18 protein-coding genes are annotated in these 17,810 nt (G+C 66.3%); 8 read left to right on the forward strand and 10 right to left on the reverse strand.

The window, feature by feature from the left end; translation table 11 throughout:
- Positions 1-26: 26 nt before the first annotated feature.
- From QPK32_RS06060 to flgL, 8 genes are all read left to right on the forward strand, one after another.
- Entirely contained in the window at positions 27-1,589 is a 1,563-nt protein-coding gene (locus tag QPK32_RS06060) for a flagellar hook protein FlgE (RefSeq protein ID WP_290411884.1), read from the forward strand.
- A gap of 148 nt (positions 1,590-1,737) precedes the next feature.
- The gene (gene flgF / locus QPK32_RS06065) at positions 1,738-2,478 is read left to right on the forward strand and encodes a flagellar basal-body rod protein FlgF (RefSeq protein ID WP_290411885.1); all 741 of its coding nucleotides are present in this window, start codon (positions 1,738-1,740) and stop codon (positions 2,476-2,478) included.
- A 64-nt stretch (positions 2,479-2,542) separates the two neighbouring features.
- Complete coding sequence (gene flgG / locus QPK32_RS06070) at positions 2,543-3,325, forward strand: flagellar basal-body rod protein FlgG (protein WP_290411886.1); 783 nt, start codon at positions 2,543-2,545, stop codon at positions 3,323-3,325.
- A gap of 5 nt (positions 3,326-3,330) precedes the next feature.
- The gene (locus tag QPK32_RS06075) at positions 3,331-3,999 is read left to right on the forward strand and encodes a flagellar basal body L-ring protein FlgH (RefSeq protein ID WP_290411887.1); all 669 of its coding nucleotides are present in this window, start codon (positions 3,331-3,333) and stop codon (positions 3,997-3,999) included.
- 13 nt (positions 4,000-4,012) lie between these two features.
- Positions 4,013-5,125 (forward strand): flagellar basal body P-ring protein FlgI, encoded by a 1,113-nt coding sequence (locus QPK32_RS06080; RefSeq protein WP_374046703.1) that lies wholly within the window; start codon positions 4,013-4,015, stop codon positions 5,123-5,125.
- A gap of 25 nt (positions 5,126-5,150) precedes the next feature.
- Complete coding sequence (gene flgJ / locus QPK32_RS06085) at positions 5,151-6,122, forward strand: flagellar assembly peptidoglycan hydrolase FlgJ (protein ID WP_290411888.1); 972 nt, start codon at positions 5,151-5,153, stop codon at positions 6,120-6,122.
- 98 nt (positions 6,123-6,220) lie between these two features.
- Positions 6,221-8,182: a flagellar hook-associated protein FlgK gene (gene flgK, locus QPK32_RS06090; protein ID WP_290411889.1), complete on the forward strand. Its 1,962-nt coding sequence runs from the start codon at positions 6,221-6,223 to the stop codon at positions 8,180-8,182.
- A gap of 29 nt (positions 8,183-8,211) precedes the next feature.
- Positions 8,212-9,441 (forward strand): flagellar hook-associated protein FlgL, encoded by a 1,230-nt coding sequence (gene flgL, locus QPK32_RS06095; protein ID WP_290411890.1) that lies wholly within the window; start codon positions 8,212-8,214, stop codon positions 9,439-9,441.
- 151 nt (positions 9,442-9,592) lie between these two features.
- Here flgL and fliR read toward each other — a convergent pair whose 3' ends face one another.
- From fliR to fliI, 10 genes are all read right to left on the reverse strand, one after another.
- Positions 9,593-10,432: a flagellar biosynthetic protein FliR gene (fliR, locus tag QPK32_RS06100; RefSeq protein ID WP_290411891.1), complete on the reverse strand. Its 840-nt coding sequence runs from the start codon at positions 10,430-10,432 to the stop codon at positions 9,593-9,595.
- Between the two features lie 7 nt (positions 10,433-10,439).
- Positions 10,440-10,709, reverse strand: coding sequence for a flagellar biosynthesis protein FliQ (gene fliQ, locus QPK32_RS06105; RefSeq protein WP_290411892.1), 270 nt, complete (start codon positions 10,707-10,709; stop codon positions 10,440-10,442).
- A gap of 9 nt (positions 10,710-10,718) precedes the next feature.
- Positions 10,719-11,465, reverse strand: a complete 747-nt coding sequence (gene fliP, locus QPK32_RS06110; protein WP_374046704.1) for a flagellar type III secretion system pore protein FliP — start codon at positions 11,463-11,465, stop codon at positions 10,719-10,721.
- A gap of 20 nt (positions 11,466-11,485) precedes the next feature.
- Positions 11,486-12,280 carry a flagellar biosynthetic protein FliO gene (gene fliO / locus QPK32_RS06115; RefSeq protein ID WP_290411893.1) on the reverse strand — a complete coding sequence of 265 codons (795 nt, stop codon included), beginning with the start codon at positions 12,278-12,280 and terminating at the stop codon, positions 11,486-11,488.
- Positions 12,277-12,705 carry a flagellar motor switch protein FliN gene (gene fliN / locus QPK32_RS06120; protein ID WP_290411894.1) on the reverse strand — a complete coding sequence of 143 codons (429 nt, stop codon included), beginning with the start codon at positions 12,703-12,705 and terminating at the stop codon, positions 12,277-12,279. Before fliN ends, fliO begins: the two co-directional genes overlap by 4 nt.
- A 2-nt stretch (positions 12,706-12,707) precedes the next feature.
- A complete protein-coding gene (gene fliM / locus QPK32_RS06125; RefSeq protein WP_290411895.1) occupies positions 12,708-13,742 on the reverse strand; it encodes a flagellar motor switch protein FliM in 1,035 nt (344 codons plus the stop codon).
- A gap of 24 nt (positions 13,743-13,766) precedes the next feature.
- The gene (gene fliL, locus QPK32_RS06130) at positions 13,767-14,315 is read right to left on the reverse strand and encodes a flagellar basal body-associated protein FliL (protein WP_290411896.1); all 549 of its coding nucleotides are present in this window, start codon (positions 14,313-14,315) and stop codon (positions 13,767-13,769) included.
- A 253-nt stretch (positions 14,316-14,568) separates the two neighbouring features.
- Complete coding sequence (locus tag QPK32_RS06135; protein WP_290411897.1) at positions 14,569-15,921, reverse strand: flagellar hook-length control protein FliK; 1,353 nt, start codon at positions 15,919-15,921, stop codon at positions 14,569-14,571.
- A 43-nt stretch (positions 15,922-15,964) separates the two neighbouring features.
- Positions 15,965-16,408, reverse strand: a complete 444-nt coding sequence (gene fliJ / locus QPK32_RS06140) for a flagellar export protein FliJ (RefSeq protein WP_290411898.1) — start codon at positions 16,406-16,408, stop codon at positions 15,965-15,967.
- Between the two features lie 37 nt (positions 16,409-16,445).
- Positions 16,446-17,762 carry a flagellar protein export ATPase FliI gene (gene fliI / locus QPK32_RS06145; RefSeq protein WP_290412183.1) on the reverse strand — a complete coding sequence of 439 codons (1,317 nt, stop codon included), beginning with the start codon at positions 17,760-17,762 and terminating at the stop codon, positions 16,446-16,448.
- Between the last annotated feature and the right edge of the window lie 48 nt (positions 17,763-17,810).

The following is a 17,810-nucleotide window of genomic DNA, read 5'->3' on the forward strand; positions in this document are numbered from 1 at the left end:
CCGAATCTCGAACACAGGAGCATCACATGTCTTTCCAACAAGGCCTGAGCGGCTTGAACGGCGCGGCGAAATCGCTGGACGTCATCGGTAACAACATCGCCAACGCGAGCACCGTCGGCTTCAAGGGCTCGACGACCCAGTTCGCCGACGTCTACGCCCGTTCGCTGAATGGCGCGGGCGGCAAGACCGCCGGCATCGGCGTGTCGGTCGCCGACATCGCCCAGCAATTCACCCAGGGCAATATCGAAACCTCGAACAACCCGCTCGACATCGCCATCAACGGTTCCGGCTTCTTCCGCATGGAAACCGACGGCCTCGTGCAGTACAGCCGCAACGGCCAGTTCTCGCTCGACCGGAACGGCTACATCGTCAATGCCCAGGGCGCCAAGCTGACCGGCTATGGCGTGGGCGCCAACAACCAGATCCTGGCCGGCACCCCGCAGCCGCTGCAGATCAACACGGCCGACCTGAAGCCGGTGACCACCACCAAGGTCGAGACCGCGATGAACCTGGACTCGCGCACCAAGCCGCCCACCAAGGTGCCGTTCAACGCCGACGACCCGGAAACCTACAACAAGCAGATCCCCGTGCAGGTCTACGACACGCTGGGCAATGCGCACACGATGTCGATGTACTACGTCAAGACCGATGCCGGCACCTGGGACGTGTATGCGGGCAGCGACGGCGTCGAGATCACATCCGCCGAGGCGGCCTCGGCCAGCCAGGCGGATGCCGATTCGGTCAAGGCGCGCGCCGACTGGCTCGCTGCCACCAAGGCGTCGCCGCTGGTCCAGGCCGACGTGGACGCTGCCGCCAAGGCGTACGCGGACGCGGCGGGCAAGGCAGTTACCACGGCCGCCCTGGCCGCTATCGGCAACGGTCCGAACAGCCAGGCCGCCCGTGACGCCGCCCAGGCCGCCATCACGGCCGCCGCTGGCAGCGCCGGCACCACGCCGGGCATCACGCCGGAGCAGATCGATGCCCAGATTTCCGCAGTGGTTTCGGTGCCGGGCAAGCCAGTCGGTACGCTGAAGTTCGACTCGAACGGCGCACTGTCGACCGCCCTGATGGGCAAGCTCGATCCTCCGCAGACCCTGCCGCTGACCATCAACCTGCCGATCAATCCGCCGACCGGCGCCAAGGACACGATGACGTTCACGCTGAACTTCGCCGGCACGACGCAGTACGGCAGCGACACCAGCGAGAAGAAGACGGTCCAGGACGGCTACACGGCCGGCCGCCTGCAGCGCTTCTCGACGGCCGACGACGGCACCATCCTGGGCCAGTACAGCAACGGCCAGACCAAGGCCCTGGGCCAGGTCGTGCTCGCCAACTTCACCAACCCGAACGGCCTCGAGCCGCTGGGCAACAACGCCTGGGCCGAATCGGCCGAATCGGGCACGCCGCAAGTGGGCACGCCGGACTCGGGCAGCTTCGGCGTGCTGCAGTCGGCCGCGACGGAAGCGTCGAACGTCGACCTGACGGCGGAACTGGTCAACATGATCACGGCGCAGCGCGTCTACCAGGCGAATGCGCAGACCATCAAGACCCAGGACTCCGTGCTGCAGACGCTGGTGAACCTGCGTTAATCGTCGTTAGTTCGTCGTCCCTGCGAAGGCAGGGATCCATGCTGAATGACCGAAGTCGGTAGCTTGGAGATATCGAATTCTGAAGCTCAGTATGGGTTCCCGCCTTCGCGGGAACGACGGTAGTAAATCAGTAGTTCGGAGAACAAACATGGATCGGTTGATTTACACGGCAGCCAGCGGCGCCAAGCACATCCTGGAAAAGCAGGCGACGACGTCGAACAATCTGGCCAACGTCAGCACCACGGGCTTCCGTGCCCAGCTGGATACCTTCCGTGCCGTGCCGGTCCGGAGCGAAGGCATGCCGACGCGCGCCTTCGTGGTCGACAACACGGTCGGCGCCGATTTTTCTGCCGGCCCCATCCAGGTCACGGGCCGCGACCTCGACGTCGCCGTCAAGGGCAGCGGCTGGATCGCCGTGCAGAATCCGGACGGCTCCGAAGCCTATACCCGCAACGGCGCGTTCCAGGTCAGCCCCAACGGCCTGCTGCAGACGAGCGGCGGCCAGACCGTGGCGGGCGAGGGCGGTCCGATCACGATTCCGCCCGACGTCACCATCTCGGTGGGCTCGGACGGCACCATCGCCACGATGCCGACCACCGACCGCCCGGCCGCCTCGACCGTGCTGGGCCGCATCAAGCTCGTCAATCCGAACGGGGCCGACCTGGTGCGCGGCGACGACGGCCTGTTCCGCCTGAAGGACGGCAGCGCCGCCCAGGCCGACGCGTCCGTGACGGTGACGGGCGGGGCGCTGGAAGGCAGCAACGTCTCGGCCGTGGAAGCGATGGTCGACATGATCTCGCTGGGCCGGTCCTTCGAGACACAGATGAGCCTGTTGAAGAACGCCGAGAATAACGCGGCGAAAGCCGCTCAGATCCTCTCTTTGACTTGATTGCCCCTGGGACATAATTTCATGGTGGGCGACGAGGTGTTCTCGTTGCCGTTTGGAGGACACCATGATCCGTTCGCTTCACATCGCAAAAACCGGCCTCGAGGCGCAGCAGACCAACCTCGACGTCATCTCGAACAACCTCGCCAACGTCAGCACCAACGGCTTCAAGAAGTCGCGTGCCGTGTTCGAGGACCTGCTTTACCAGAACGTGCGCCAGCCCGGCGCGCAATCCTCGCAACAGACGCAGCTGCCGTCCGGCCTGCAGATCGGTACCGGTGTGCGCACCGTCGCCACCGAGCGCATCCACACCCAGGGCAACCCGCAACAGACCGGCAACTCGAAGGACGTGATGGTCAACGGCGCCGGCTACTTCCAGGTGGCGATGCCCGACGGCACCCAGGCCTACACCCGTGACGGCTCGTTCCAGACCGATTCCAACGGCCAGCTGGTCACCTCCAGCGGCTACGTGCTGCAGCCGCCGATCACCGTGCCGCCGAACGCGCTGTCGCTGACCGTGGGCCGCGACGGCACCGTGTCCGTGACCACCCCGGGCCAGGCCGCCGCCACCCAGATCGGCGCGATCCAGCTGCACACCTTCATCAACCCGGCCGGCCTCGAATCGCTGGGCGAGAACCTGTACGCCGAGACCGGCGCCTCGGGCACCCCGAACGCCAACGTGCCGGGCACCAACGGTTCCGGCGTGCTGATGCAGGGTTACGTCGAAACCTCGAACGTCAACGTGGTCGAGGAAATGGTCAACATGATCGAGACCCAGCGCGCCTACGAGATCAATTCGAAGGCGATCACGACGTCCGACCAGATGCTGCAGAAACTCGCTCAACTGTAATGAAAATGTTTTTTAACATTCGCAATTGGGCCCCTGCCTTCGCAGGGGCGACGTTGATTCTCGTGACCGGGTGCGCTTCGACCCCGACCTCGATCGTGAAACAGCCGACTTCCGTCCGCCCGATGCTGGCCGACACCGGCACGCCGACGGAAGGCGCGATCTTCAACGTCAACACCTACCGTCCGATGTTCGAAGACCGCCGCGCGCGCCACATCGGCGACGTCCTGACCGTGAGCATCGTCGAGAAGACCTCGGCCAACAAGAGCGGCGCCAGCAGCGGCAACAAGTCGGGCAGCGTCGACATGGGCATCCCGGGGCCGCTGCAGGGCAGGCTGGGCGCCAATATCGGCACCAGCTCGGGCACCAAGTACGCCGACGGCGACACCCAGAGCGCGTCGAACGCCTTCACCGGCACGATCGGCGTGACCGTCTCCGAGGTGCTGCCGAACGGTAACCTGATCGTGGTCGGCGAAAAGCAGATCGCCATGAACAAGGGCGTCGAGTTCATCCGCTTCTCGGGCATGGTCAATCCGGACACCATCCAGGCCGGCAACATCGTGTCCTCCACGCTGGTGGCCGATGCCCGCGTCGAGTACCGCACCAACAGCCAGATCGACCGCGCCGAGATGACCTCGATGATGTCGCGTTTCTTCCAATCCTTGCTGCCGTTCTGATTCTTTGAAGACCATGCGCCTGAACCTGAAACTGATCGCCCTCTGTGCAGCCCTGCTGGGCCCGGTCGTCGCCATGCCGGCCCACGCCGAACGCATCAAGGACCTCGCCAGCATCGGCGGCGTGCGCCAGAACCAATTGTCCGGCTACGGCATCGTCGTGGGCCTGGACGGCACCGGCGACCAGACCACGCAGACCCCGTTCACCGTGCAGTCGATCATGGCGATGCTGCAGCAGAAGGGCATCAGCCTGCCGGCCGGCACCCAGCTGCAACTGAAGAACGTCGCGGCCGTCATGGTCACGACCTCGCTGCCGGCGTTCGCCCAGCCGGGCCAGACCATCGACGTGACCGTGTCCTCGATGGGTAATGCGAAGAGCCTGCGCGGCGGCACGCTGCTGATGACCCCGCTGCAGGGCGCGGACGGCCAGGTGTACGCCATGGCCCAGGGCAACGTGCTGGTCGGCGGCGCCGGCGCCCAGGCGGGCGGCGCATCGGTCCAGGTGAACCAGTTGGCCGTGGGCCGCATCTCGGCCGGCGCCACCGTCGAGCGCGCCGTCGCGTCGAACCTGGGCGCCGACAACCAGGTCAAGCTGGAACTGAACGCGACCGACTTCTCCACCGCCAGCCGTGTCGTGGAAGTCATCAACGACAAGTTCGGCCCCGGCATCGCCACCGCACTGGATGGCCGCGTGATCCGCGTGCGCGTGCCCTCGTCGAGCGACCAGCGCGTGGCCTTCCTGGGCACGCTGGAAAACATGGACGTGCGTCCGTCCGAGGCGGCAGCCAAGATCATCTTGAACGCGCGCACCGGTTCGGTCGTGATGAACCGCGCCGTGACGCTGGAGCAGTGCGCGATCTCGCACGGCAACCTGTCGGTCAGCATCGGCAACGACACGCAGGTGAGCCAGCCGCCGGCCGGCTCGCGCGGCGCCACCGTCGTCACCCAGAACCCGTCCGTGTCGATCAAGAAGGATGCGGGCAAGGTGATCGCGCTGAACAACGGCGCCTCGCTGGCCGAGGTGGTCAAGGCGATGAACGCCATCGGCGCCACCCCGCAAGACCTGCTGGCGATCCTGCAGGCACTGAAGGCCGCCGGTTCGCTGCGCGCGGAACTCGAGATCATCTAACCGACCCCAGCAAAGAAGGAATACCATGCTCGGCTCCACTCCCGACCTGTCCGGCAAGTTCGCGCTCGACACCAATGCCCTCGGCGACCTCAAGCGCGGCGCCAAGAGCGGCTCGTCCGACGCCCTGAAGGGCGCGGCGACGCAGTTCGAATCCATGTTCATCAACATGATGATGAAGAGCATGCGCGACGCGACGCCCAAGGACGGTCCCATGGACAGCCAGGAGACCCGCACCTTCACCACGATGCTGGACCAGCAGATGAGCCAGAAGCTGGCCAAGCGCGGCATCGGCCTGGCCGACGTGCTGGTGCGCCAGCTGGGCGCCCAGGAGCAGGGCAAGGCGGCGATGGCGCAGATGGACAAGCAGGCGCTGTCGATCGGCGCCGACGCGAGCTCCGGCGCCACCGGCACCAGCCAGGCGCTGCAGGATGCGTCGCGCATGCTGCGCTCGTCCGACACGATGTCGACCGACCGCCCCGCGGCCTCGGCGGCGTCCGGCATTACCGGCAGCGCGCGCGGCACCAACAACGAGAACAAGCCGGCCCACGTGCGCGCCTTCCAGGAAAAGCTGGCCGACGCCGCCGAGGAAGCCGAACAGGCGACCGGCGTGCCGGCCAAGTTCATGCTGGGCCAGGCCGCGCTGGAAACGGGCTGGGGCAAGCGCATGATCCGCAACGCCGACGGTAGCTCGAGCAACAACCTGTTCGGCATCAAGGCAGGCGGGGACTGGAAGGGCAAGGTCGCCACCGCCGTGACCACCGAGTACGTGAACGGCCATCCGCACCGCAAGGTCGAGAAGTTCCGCGCCTACGACAGCCATGCGGACGCGTTCAAGGATTACGCCCGCATGATCGGCAATAACCCGCGCTACGAGAAAGTGCTGCAGCACGGCGGCGACGCCTCGACCTTCGCCCACGGCCTGCAGCGCGCCGGCTACGCGACCGACCCGCAGTACGCCGCCAAGCTGTCGCGCATCATCAAGCATTCGCTGGCTTGACCGTGATGGCAAATACGGCAACATTGCGTGGACGCTGAAAAAAACAATAAAGTTCCGGCGAAATTTGCCGTCAATGACACAACACACAGGTAAACACTATGTCCCTCCTCAGCATCGGCAAATCCGGCCTGTTCGCGGCCCAGGCGGCCCTCTCGACCACGGGCCACAACATCACCAACGCCAACGTGGCCGGCTACAGCCGCCAGGCGGTGGTGCAGGCGACGACGACGGCGATGCAGACGAGCGGCGGCTTCATCGGCACCGGCACCCAGATCGCCCAGGTCAAGCGCTATTCGGACGAGTTCCTGAACGCCCAGGTGCGCACGGCCCAGGCCCAGACCAGCGGCCTGGAAGCGTACGAAGCCCAGATCAACCAGATCGACAACCTGCTGGCCGACAGCACCTCGGGCCTGTCGCCGGCGCTGCAGGATTTCTTCGCCTCGGTGCAGAACCTGACGGGCGACCGCGCCGGCGTGCCTTCGCGTGGCTCGCTGCTGACGTCGGCCGAGACGCTGACGGCGCGCTTCCAGTCCATGGACAAGCGCCTGGGCGAGATCCGCGAGGGCGTCAATACCCAGCTGACGGCCAGCGTCGAGACGATCAACGTCTACGCCAACCAGATCGCCAAGCTGAACGACCAGATCGGCAAGCTGTCCGCGGGCAGCGACCTGGACGTGCCGAACGACCTGCTGGACCAGCGCGACCAGCTGATCATGGAATTGAACAAGCAGGTCAAGGCCACCGTGGTTCCGGGCGACAACAACAGCCTGACCGTCTCGATCGGCAACGGCCAGCCGCTGGTCGTGGGCACCACGGCCTACCAGCTGGCGGCGATGCAGTCGCCGACCGACCAGACCCGCATCACGGTCGGCTACATCAACGGCGCCAAGACCACGCCGCTGCCGGAGAGCACGCTGACCGGCGGCGCCCTCGGCTCGGTACTGGAATTCCGCACCAAGTCGCTCGACCTGGCGCAGAATTCGCTGGGCCGCATCGCCATCGCGATGGCCACCACGATCAACGACCAGCAGCACCTGGGCCTGGATGCCAACGGCAACCCGGGCGCCGACTTCTTCACCGTGCCGCCGGCCGAGGTCACCAAGAACGTCAACAACAACATCACGTCGGACACCAAGATCACGGCGACGATCAGCGACGCGACCAAGCTCACCACCAGCGACTACAAGGTCGAGTTCGACGGCACCAATTACAACGTCATCCGCCAGTCGGACAACAAGAAGACGGTGATCTCGCCGTTCCCGCAGAATGGCACGGCGCAGACCATCGACGGGATCGACTTCAAGATCTCGAATACCAAGGTCGCTGCCGGCGACAACTTCCTGGTGCGCCCGACCATCAACGGCGCCTCGAACATGAAGCTGGCGCTGACCGACCAGTCGCAGATCGCGGCCGCGGCCCCCATCGCCACCAGCATCCCGCTGACCAACAAGGGCACCGGCAAGATCAGCGAAGGCTCGGTCGACAAGAACTACCTGGCCTCGCCGCTGACGGACGCCACGCCGGTGACGCTGACCTACGACGGCACCAGCGGCAACCTGACGGGTTTCCCGACCGGCCAGACCGTCACCATGACGTGGAACGGCGAGTCCAAGACCTACGATCCTGGCGAAACGGTGCCGTTCAAGGACGGCGCCAGCTACAGCTTCGGCGGCATGACGGTCGGCATGACGGGCAAGCCGGCCAACGGCGACACCTTCAAGATCGCCCACAATACGGGCTCGGGCGACACCCGCAATGCCAGCCTGATCGGCGACCTGCAGTCGAAGAACATCCTGGACAACGGCAAGGCCACCTACCAGTCCGCCTACGCCAACATGGTCAGCACGATCGGCAACAAGGCACGCGAGGTACAGGTCAACGCCGAGGCCGCGAATGCCCAGCTGCAAGCGGCCCAGACCGCCGCCAACAACGTTTCCGGCGTCAACCTGGACGAGGAAGCGGCCAACCTGCTCAAGTACCAGCAGGCCTACCAGGCCTCGGGCAAGGTGATGCAGATCGCCGACACCATCTTCGACACGCTGCTGTCGATCGGCCATTGATCGCCGCCTGACCACAAGGAAACCGCACCATGACCCTGCGCCTCAGTACCGCTTCCATCTACGCCACCGGCACTAGCCAGATCAACACACTGCAGAGCCAGATCGCCAAGACCCAGATGCAGCTGTCGACCAACAAGCGCGTCCTGACGGCGGCGGACGATCCGATCGCCTCCGCGCGCGCCCTCGAGGTCACGCAGTCGCAGTCGATGAACACCCAGTTCGGCACCAACCGCAGCGCCGCGCGCGCCTCGCTGTCGCTGGTGGACAAGACGCTGCAGGACGTGTCGGCCCAGATGACGGACATCCAGTCGCTGATCGTCACGGCCGGCAACGGCGGCTACACGCAGAGCGACCGCGAAGCGCTGGCCACGGAGCTGGAAGGGCGCCTGAAGGACATGCTGGGCCTGGCCAACACGGCCGACGGCACGGGCGGCTACCTGTTCTCCGGCTACAAGTCGACCACGCAGCCGTTCACCCAGACCACGACGGGCGCCACCTACCAGGGCGACCAGGGCCAGCGCAGCCTGCAGGTGGGCTCGACCCGCAAGATGCCGATCAGCGAGAGCGGCAGCGCGATCTTCGAGACCATCAAGACGGGCAACGGCAAGTTCCAGGCGCTGCAGGGCGATGCCAATACGGGCTCGGGCATCGTCTCGCCGGGCTCGGTGGTCGACAGTGGGAGTTACAAGGGCGACAGTTTCGCGATCAATTTCACCAAAGTAGGCGACCCCGCTGTGACAACCTATACCGTCGTCAAAACGAGTAAGAACCCGGTGGAAAACGTGCTGGAAGACCAGCCCTACACGGCCGGCGCCAGCATTACGTTCGGCGGCATGTCGCTCGACATCAAGGGCGAGCCGGCCGACGGCGACACCTTCTCCGTCAAGCCGAGCGAGAACCAGTCGGTGTTCACCACGATCACCGACCTGATCCAGACGCTGCGCATGCCGGCCGATGGCTCGACCGGCAAGGCCGAGCTGGCGAACCGCCTGGCGGAAGCGGGCTCGAACATGAAGAACGCGCTGGACAACGTGCTGACCGTGCAGGCCTCGGTGGGCGCGCGCGAGAAGGAACTCGACTACCTCGACAGCACGGGCGACGACCTCAACATCCAGTACCAGAGCACGCTGGAAGACCTGACGGGCCTGGACATGGTGAAGGCCATCTCGCTGTTCTCGCAGCAGCAGACCACGCTGCAGGCGGCGCAGGTGTCGTTCAAGACGATGTCGGGGCTGTCGCTGTTCAACTACATCTCGTAATTTTCTACCCTAAAACTCCGTCGTCCCCGCGTAGGCGGGGACCCATGCTGAACCAAGCGAAGCCGGTGGCATCGAGCCATCGAATTCTGAAGCTCGGTATGGGTCCCTGCCTGCGCAGGGACGACGGTTTTTCGTTAGCGATGAAACGCGTTCAGCGGTTTGCCGGCGCAGGCACCGGAGCGGGTGGCGTAGCGGCCTGGTTCTGCTTTTCCCCACCCGTCCGCGGAATCCTTCTCCCCGCCTCGATCCCCTGGTTGAACAGGTTCTGCAGCGGCGTGTTCAGGTAGGGCAGGGTAATGCTGATCACCAGGAAGCCCGCGCCCAGCGTGATCGGGAAGCCGATGCCGAACAGGTTCAGCTGCGGTGCGGCGCGGGTCAGGATCGCCAGGGCGATGTTGGTGACGAGCAGGGTGGCGACGATCGGCATGGCGATCTGCATGCCGGCCGAGAAGATGCGGCCGCCCCAGCGCGCCATTTCCAGCGGCGCCGCCAGCGACATCGGTGTCGCCGAGATCGGCAGCGTGTAGAAACTCTCGACCAGCGCCTCGATCATCACCAGGTGGGCGTTCGTGGCCAGGAAGGCCAGCGTGGCCACCAGCGCCAGGAACTGGCTGATGGCCGAGGTGCGCGCCGAGGTGTTGGGGTCGAAGAAGCTGGCGAAGGACAGGCCCATCGTCTGGCTGGCCACCTCGCCGGAAAATTCGATGGCGGCGAACACGAGGCGCATGGCGAAGCCCATCGCCGCGCCGATCAGGATTTCCTGGATCAGGATCAGCGTGCCGGCCCACGACATCGGGTCCACGTTCGGCACCGGCGGCAGGTTCGGCGCGACGATGCTGGCCAGCAGCGCGCCCAGCGTGAGCTTGACGGTCTGGGGCACGCCGGTATTGCCGAACACGGGGGCGGCGGCCACCAGCGCGAGGATGCGCGTCAGCGGCCAGATGATGGTGCCGATCCAGGCGTACAGCTCGGTCGAGGTAAAGGAAATCACACGGAAATCACCCGATCATCCCCGGAATGCCCGTGAAGATCGTGCGCATGTAGTCCGTCATCACGCCGATCATCCACGGCCCGGCCACGACGAGGGCGACGAAGATGCCGACCAGCTTGGGAATGAAGGACAGCGTCTGTTCGTTGATCTGGGTGGCGGCCTGGAAGATGCTGACGACCAGGCCGATGATCAGGGCCACCAGCAGCAGCGGGGCCGAGACCATCAGGCATATTTCCATGGCCGTGCGGCCCATCTGGATCACGCTTTCCGGGGTCATCGCGGCCTCCTAGTAGAAGCTCTGGGACAGGGAGCCCAGCAGCAGTTGCCAGCCGTCGACCAGCACGAACAGCATCAGCTTGAACGGCAGCGAGATCACGGCCGGCGACATCATCATCATGCCCATCGACATCAGCACCGACGCCACCACCATGTCGATGATGAGGAAGGGGATGAAGATGGCGAAGCCGATCTGGAATGCCGTCTTCAGCTCGCTCGTGATGAAGGCGGGGATCAGCACGCGCAGCGGCACGTCTTCCGGCCCCTGCAGGGCGGGGGTGCGCGAGATCTTGACGAACAGGGCGAGGTCGGACTGGCGCGTCTGCTTGAGCATGAAGCCCTTCAGCGGCACGGCGGCCTTGTCCATCGCCTCGCCGAACTGGATGCGGTTTTCCTGCAGGGGCACGTAGGCTTCCGTGTAGATGCGGTCGAACGTGGGGCCCATCACGAACAGCGTCAGGAACAGCGACAGGCCGATCATCACCTGGTTCGGCGGCGCCGTCTGGGTGCCGAACGCCTGGCGCAGCAGGGACAGCACGATGACGATGCGGGTGAAGCTCGTCATCATCAAGAGGGCGGCCGGGATGAAGGTCAGCGCCGTCATGAACAGCAGCGTCTGCACCGGCAGCGAGTAGGTGGTGCCGCCGGGGCCGGCGCTGGTGGTGAAGGCGGGGACGCTCGGCGCGGCCAGTGCCGCCAGCGGCAGCAGCAGCGTCAGGCCGGCCGCCAGGAGGATTCGTTGTTTGGTGCGTATCACTTGCGTATGACTTCCGCGTATTACTTCCGTTTATCGAGCGTCTGTTTCAGCCAGTCCGCGAAGTTGCCCGCGGCCGGCGCGTGGGGAGCCAGTGTAGCGCCTTCGCTGGCGCCCGGGTGCATGCCGGCACTTTCCTGGCGTGGCATGGTCGCCAGCGCGTTCACGCGGCCGGGCGAGGCGCCCACCACGATCCACTGGTCGCCCACCTCGACCACCAGCAAGCGCTCGCGCCCGCCCAGGTTCAGCGAGCCGACGATGCGCAGGTTGGCCGTGCCGCCGCCGACCTTGGGGCCATAGCGTTTCAGGAACCAGGCCAGGCCCGCGAGCAGGGCCAGCACGGCGACCAGCGCGAACAGCGTCTGCAGCAGGCTGCCCGTGGCCGAGCCGGACGGCATCGCCACCGGGGCCGTGGCGGGCGCCACCGGCGCCGTCGCGGCAGGCTGGGCCGGCGTGGTCGGCAGTGTCGCGTTGGCGTTCGTGCCCGCGCCCCCGTTGGCGGTGTCCGCGTTGGCGTTCGGATCCGTGCCCGCGGCGCTGCCCGTGCCGGGCTCGCCCACCGTGGTGCCGGCCGTGATGCCGGACGCGGCATCGGGCGCGGCGGCGCGCGGCGTGGTGGCCGCAGGCTGTTGCGGCGGGGCGACAGGGGCCGTGTTTTTATCGGGCGCCGGAACGACAGATGCCGGCTTGGTGCCGGCATCGTCGTTGCGCGCTTGCGTTGTTGGTCCGGCGGGCGGTGTCGCGCCTCCCTGCTGGGCCGCCGAAGCGGCCAGCGGGAAGGCGATGCCCATGGCCAGGATGGTCAGCAGGCGCCTCATTTGTTGAGTTTGCGGATGCGCTCCGACGGCGTGATGATGTCGGTGAGGCGGATACCGAACTTGTCGTTCACCACGACCACCTCGCCCTGGGCGATCAGGCAGCCGTTGACGAGCACGTCCATCGGTTCGCCCGCCAGGCCGTCCAGCTCGACCACGGAACCCTGCGCCAGTTGCAGCAGGTTCTTGATGGCGATCTTGGTGCGCCCCAGTTCCACGGTCAGCTGGACCGGGATGTCGAGGATGAAGTCGATGTCGTTCGGGGTGTCCGGACGCGGGCCCTTGTTCGAGAAATCCTTGAACACGGCGGCCGTGGCGGCCTGCTGCTGGTTGGCCAGCGCGGCCGCTTCGGCGGCGGCCTGTTCCGCGATGGCGGCGCCCCACATGTCGTCGTCGAGGTTTTCCTGGTCGTCTTGGGTATCAGACATGATTACTCTCCTGGGTTACTCTGGAAGGGATTGGCGCTTCCTGCACCGGGCCCATCCTTGTTGAACGTGTCGCTGTTGGCCAGCAGCTTCTCGACCTTCAGCGCGTATTGTCCGTTGAAGACGCCGTAGCTGCAGTCCATGACCGGTACGCCGTCGACGGTGCCCTGGATGTGCTCCGGCACCGAGATCGGGATGACGTCGCCGATCTTCATGTTCAGTATTTCGTCGAAGTTCGCCTTGCCGTGGCCCAGCACGGCGACGAGTTCCACTTCGGCCACCTGGATCTGCTGCGTCAGCAGGCGGATCCAGCGCTTGTCGACTTCCAGCGCCTCGCCCTGCAGGCTCGAGGTCAGCGTATCGCGGATCGGTTCGATCATCGAATACGGCATGCAGAAGTGGATCTGGCCGGAGACGGAACCGAGCTCGATGGTGAACGTGGACGATACCACGACTTCGTTCGGGGTCGCGATGTTGGCGAACTGCGTGTTCATCTCCGAGCGGATGTACTCGAACTCGATCGGGTACACCGGTTCCCACGACTTGGCATAGGCCTCGAACACGATGTCCAGGATGCGCATGATGATGCGCTGCTCGGTCTGGGTGAAGTCGCGGCCTTCCACGCGGGTGTGGAAGCGGCCGTCGCCGCCGAACAGGTTGTCGACCAGCAGGAACACCAGGCCCGGATCGAACACCATCAGCGCGGTACCGCGCAGCGGCTTCATGTGGATCAGGTTCAGGTTGGTCGGGACCACCAGGTTGCGGATGAATTCGCTGTACTTCGAGACCCGCACCGAGCCCACCGACACTTCGGCGCTGCGGCGCAGGAAGTTGAACAGGCCGACGCGCAGGTACCTGGCGAAGCGCTCGTTGATGATCTCGAGCGTCGGCATGCGGCCGCGGACGATCCGCTCCTGCGTTGCCAGGTTGTAGGTGCGGACTCCCGAGGCGTCTTCAGGCGTCGCGATGTCGTCCTGATCGCCGTTGACCCCCTTGAGGAGGGCATCGACTTCTTCCTGTGAGAGAAAATTATCGGCCATGCTGCTTGTCCGGGGTAAGGCTGTTTACTGGATGATAAACGAGGTAAACAAGACGTCGGAAACTTCCTGTTCGTCACCGTGCGCGTCGAAGGGTTCCTTGACCGCCGCCAGGATCTCGCCGGCGAGCTGCTGCTTGCCCTCGACCGTGCTGATCTCGGACGCCTTCTTGCCCGACAGCAGCAGCAGCACGCGGCTGCGCACCTTCGCCATGTTGGTCTTGACCAGCTCGGCCTGTTCCGGGCCCTCGACCTGCAGCGTGAACGCGACCTGCAGGTACTGGTCGCCGTTTTCCGGCTGCAGATTGACGGTGAACGGCTCGATGGCGATGTATTCCGCCGGCGCTTCTTCCTTCTTTTTCTTCTTCTTGGTTTCCTTCTTGGGCGCTTCCTCGGCCGCCTCGGCGGCCTCGCCGCTGCCGTGCATGAAGTACCACGCCGCGCCGCCGCCGCCCAGGCCGAGCACCAGCACGACCGCGCCGACGATCATCATCAATTTGCCCTTGCCGCCACCGGCTGCTGCCGGCGCTGGTGCTTCCGCCTTCGGATCGGCTTTCACTTTTGGATTCGCTTTCAAGTTATCTCTGTTCCCGCTGTTCTGGATGGTGCCGTGATTATGGCATTATCGAGAAAAAGTGAGCAGCGGCAACGGTTGAAAAGAGGGGGGAACGAGGGTCATCTCCTCATTTCCTTGTGAACAAGCCGGGGGCTGGGGCTTGTTGGCTGGTGTTTCGACGGTGGTTGAACGCGTGGACGGGAAACCCGTCCACCCTACGTAGGGTGGACGGCTCGGCCGTCCACGCGTTCAACGGTCGGTTGCGTTACGTGGATTATGCGAAGGTATCGACCGCGCCGCGGGCGCCGCCCGCGACGGCGCGGGCCGGGCGGACCGTGGTTTCGCCGACGATGGCGCCGTCGTCGCGGCCATTGTTACCGCGGCCGCTACCGTTTCGGCGGCCGAAGCCGCCGTCATTGCGCGCCGCCTGGTCGCGGGCCTGGCTGCCGTCCGGCATGCCGGCGTTGACGGTGGCATTGCCGAGCGCGATGCCGCTCTGGTCCATCATCTCGCGCAGGCGCGGCAGGGCGTCCTGCAGGGCCTGGCGAACTTCCAGCTCGTTCGAGGAGAAGGTCACGTTGGTCTGGTCGTTGCTGACCGACAGCACGACCTGCAGCGGGCCCAGGTCCGGCGGGTTCAGCGTCAGCGAGGCGGTCTGCTCTTCGCTGCCGACCATGTAGACGACTTTCTGGCCGACCTGGTTTTCCCAGGCCGTGGTGCCCACGCGCGCCGTCAGCTGTTCGCTGGCGGCGGCCGCGGCCTGCACGGCGGCCAGCGATGCCGGCTGGGCCGGGGCCAGGGCCGCGGCGGCCGGGGCGGCTTCCTTCTGGGCCGCGAGCAGGGCGGCGTCGCGCGCCTGCTGCAGCGTGAATTCCACTTCCGGCTGGGCCTGGCCCTCGGCCTTGGCGACGCCTTGCAGCGCGCGCAGGTCGATCGGACCGTCCTTGCCGGTGCCGGCGCCGGTGACGGCGGCACCCGCGCCGGCCTTGTCGTCGGCGCCCAGGGCGGCGCCGGCCGCCGCCAGCGCCGGGTTCTTCGGCGTGCCGGTGGCGGCGAAGGTCTTGCCGCCGTCGGCACCCGTTTCCTTGGCCGTCGACTTGAGGGCCGCTTGCAGGGCGGCCAGCTGGCCGGCGTCGCTGCGCTTGCCGCGCGCGCCGTTCAAGGCATCCCAGGCCTGGCTCGGGGCATCCGTGGTGGCGGCGGCCTTGCCGGTCGCCGCCTCGTCGGCCGGCTTCTGCAGGCTGGCCATCAGCGCCAGCATGGCGCTGGCCGGGTCGGTTGGCGCTGCGCTGCCGTCGGCCGCTTCTTCGCCCTGGGCATCGGCCTGGTCGGCGGCGTCGGCCTTGCCGGCATCGTCGGCCTGCTGGGCATGATTGGCCGCATCGGCGGCGCCGGCCTGGCTGTCGGCCGGCTTGGCATCGTCCGGCTGGGCCGGCTTGGCGGCTTCCTGCGGCTTGCTCGCCTGCTGGGGCTTGGCCGGGGCCGGGGCCGGCGCGTTGCGCTCCATCTCGTTTGACAGCATGGCGCCGAACTGGCCGCCGTCGCTGGCGTTGGCGCCGCCATTGACGGCGTTGCGCTGGCCGGCGCTGCCGGTGGTGTTGAGCTGGATAGGGAGATTCGTCTGCATGGTGTGTCGCCGCGGTGGTATCGCTCGTTGATCGGTACTGGTGCTAATTGCTGTTGCGGCGCGCCGAACGCGCCGCGTAGTCGTCCATCATCTTCTGGTCGCGCTTGTTGTCCAGCGCGAGCGCCTGGGCCGCCGCGCGCTCGGTCAGCGTGCGGTAGGACAGGCGCTTGCGTTCGCTTTCCTGCCAGGCCTTCTTTTCCTTTTCCGCCTTGCGCCGCGCATGCTGGATCACTTCGGCCTGGCCGTTGACGGCCGCGTCCAGCTTGTCCAGGAAGGCGACGAAATTCTGGCGCGCAAAGGGGGTAATGCCGGCCACCATGGCCGCGTCCAGCCGGTTCGCATAATCGTCGCGGTAGCCGTGCAGCATCTGCAGCTTCTGTTCGGCTTCCTCGACCGCCTTCATCGCGGCGGCCAGGCGCTTGGCGCAGGCGTCGGATTCGCGCTGCGCCAGGTCGATGAGTGTTTCGAGTGCGGACATGGTGGACATAATGAGAGTCAGTATATGCCTACCTGCAACTTTTCAATCAGTCGAATAGCGAGGTCAATTCCCCCAAGCTCTGCAGCATGGTGGTGTTGTCGTGGATTTCCTGGCACAGGAAGCCCTCGATGCGGTCGTGCAGCTTGATCGCCTTGTCCAGCACCGGGTCCGAGCCGGCGGCATAGGCGCCCACCGTGATCAGGTCGCGCGAGCGCTCGTAACGCGAGTACAGCTGCTTGAGCTGGCGCGCCGCCATCTGGTGCTCGCGCGAGGTGATGTTGTGCATGGCGCGCGAGATCGACTGCTCGATGTCGATGGCGGGGTAGTGGCCCGCCTCGGCCAGGCGGCGGTTGAGCACGATGTGGCCGTCCAGGATGCCGCGCGCCGCGTCGGCGATCGGATCCTGCTGGTCGTCGCCCTCGGACAGCACGGTATAGAACGCCGTGATCGAGCCGCCGCCCTCCTGGCCGTTGCCGGCCCGCTCCACCAGCACGGGCAGCTTGGCGAACACGGACGGCGGATAGCCTTTCGTCGCCGGCGGCTCGCCGATCGCCAGCGCGATCTCGCGCTGCGCCATCGCGTAGCGGGTCAGCGAATCCATGATCAGCATGACGCTCTTGCCCTGGTCGCGGAAGTGCTCGGCGATGGCGGTGGCATACGCGGCGCCCTGCAGGCGCATCAGCGGCGGCGAGTCGGCCGGCGCGGCCACGACGGCCGAGCGCGCCAGTCCTTCCGGGCCCAGGATCTGCTCGATGAATTCCTTCACTTCGCGTCCCCGTTCGCCGATCAGGCCGACGACGATCACGTCCGCCGTCGTATAGCGCGCGATCATCCCCAGCAGCACCGACTTGCCCACGCCGGTGCCGGCGAACAGGCCCAGGCGCTGGCCGCGGCCCACGGTCAGCATGGCGTTGATGGCACGCACGCCCACGTCCAGCGTTTCCGAGATCGGCACGCGCTCGAGCGGGTTGATGGGGCGCGCGTTCAGCGGGCCCATCTCGGTGGTGTCGAGCGGTCCCTTGTTGTCGAGCGGCCGGCCGGCGGCGTCGACGACGCGGCCCAGCAGGCCCCAGCCGACGGGCAGGTGGCGCGCGCGGTCGGCCGGGCGGCGGCGCGGGTGCGCCACGCTGCCGGGTTTCGGAATGGCGGGTTCGACCGGGAACACGCGCGAGCCGGGCACGACGCCTTCGACGTCGCTCTGCGGCATCAGGAACAGGCGCTCGCCCTCGAAGCCGACCACTTCGGCCTCGATGCGCGCGCCGGAAGCGACGGGAATCTCGCAGGCGGCGCCGACGGCCAGCTTGATGCCGACGCATTCCATGACGAGGCCGGCCACGCGCGTGACGCGGCCCGAGACCTGCATCGGCTCGACGATGTCGAGCACGTTGCCGCAATCCTTCAGGTAGGCCTT

The sequence above is a fragment of the Massilia sp. YIM B02763 genome (assembly GCF_030412015.1).
Classification (GTDB): Bacteria; Pseudomonadota; Gammaproteobacteria; order Burkholderiales; family Burkholderiaceae_D; genus Telluria.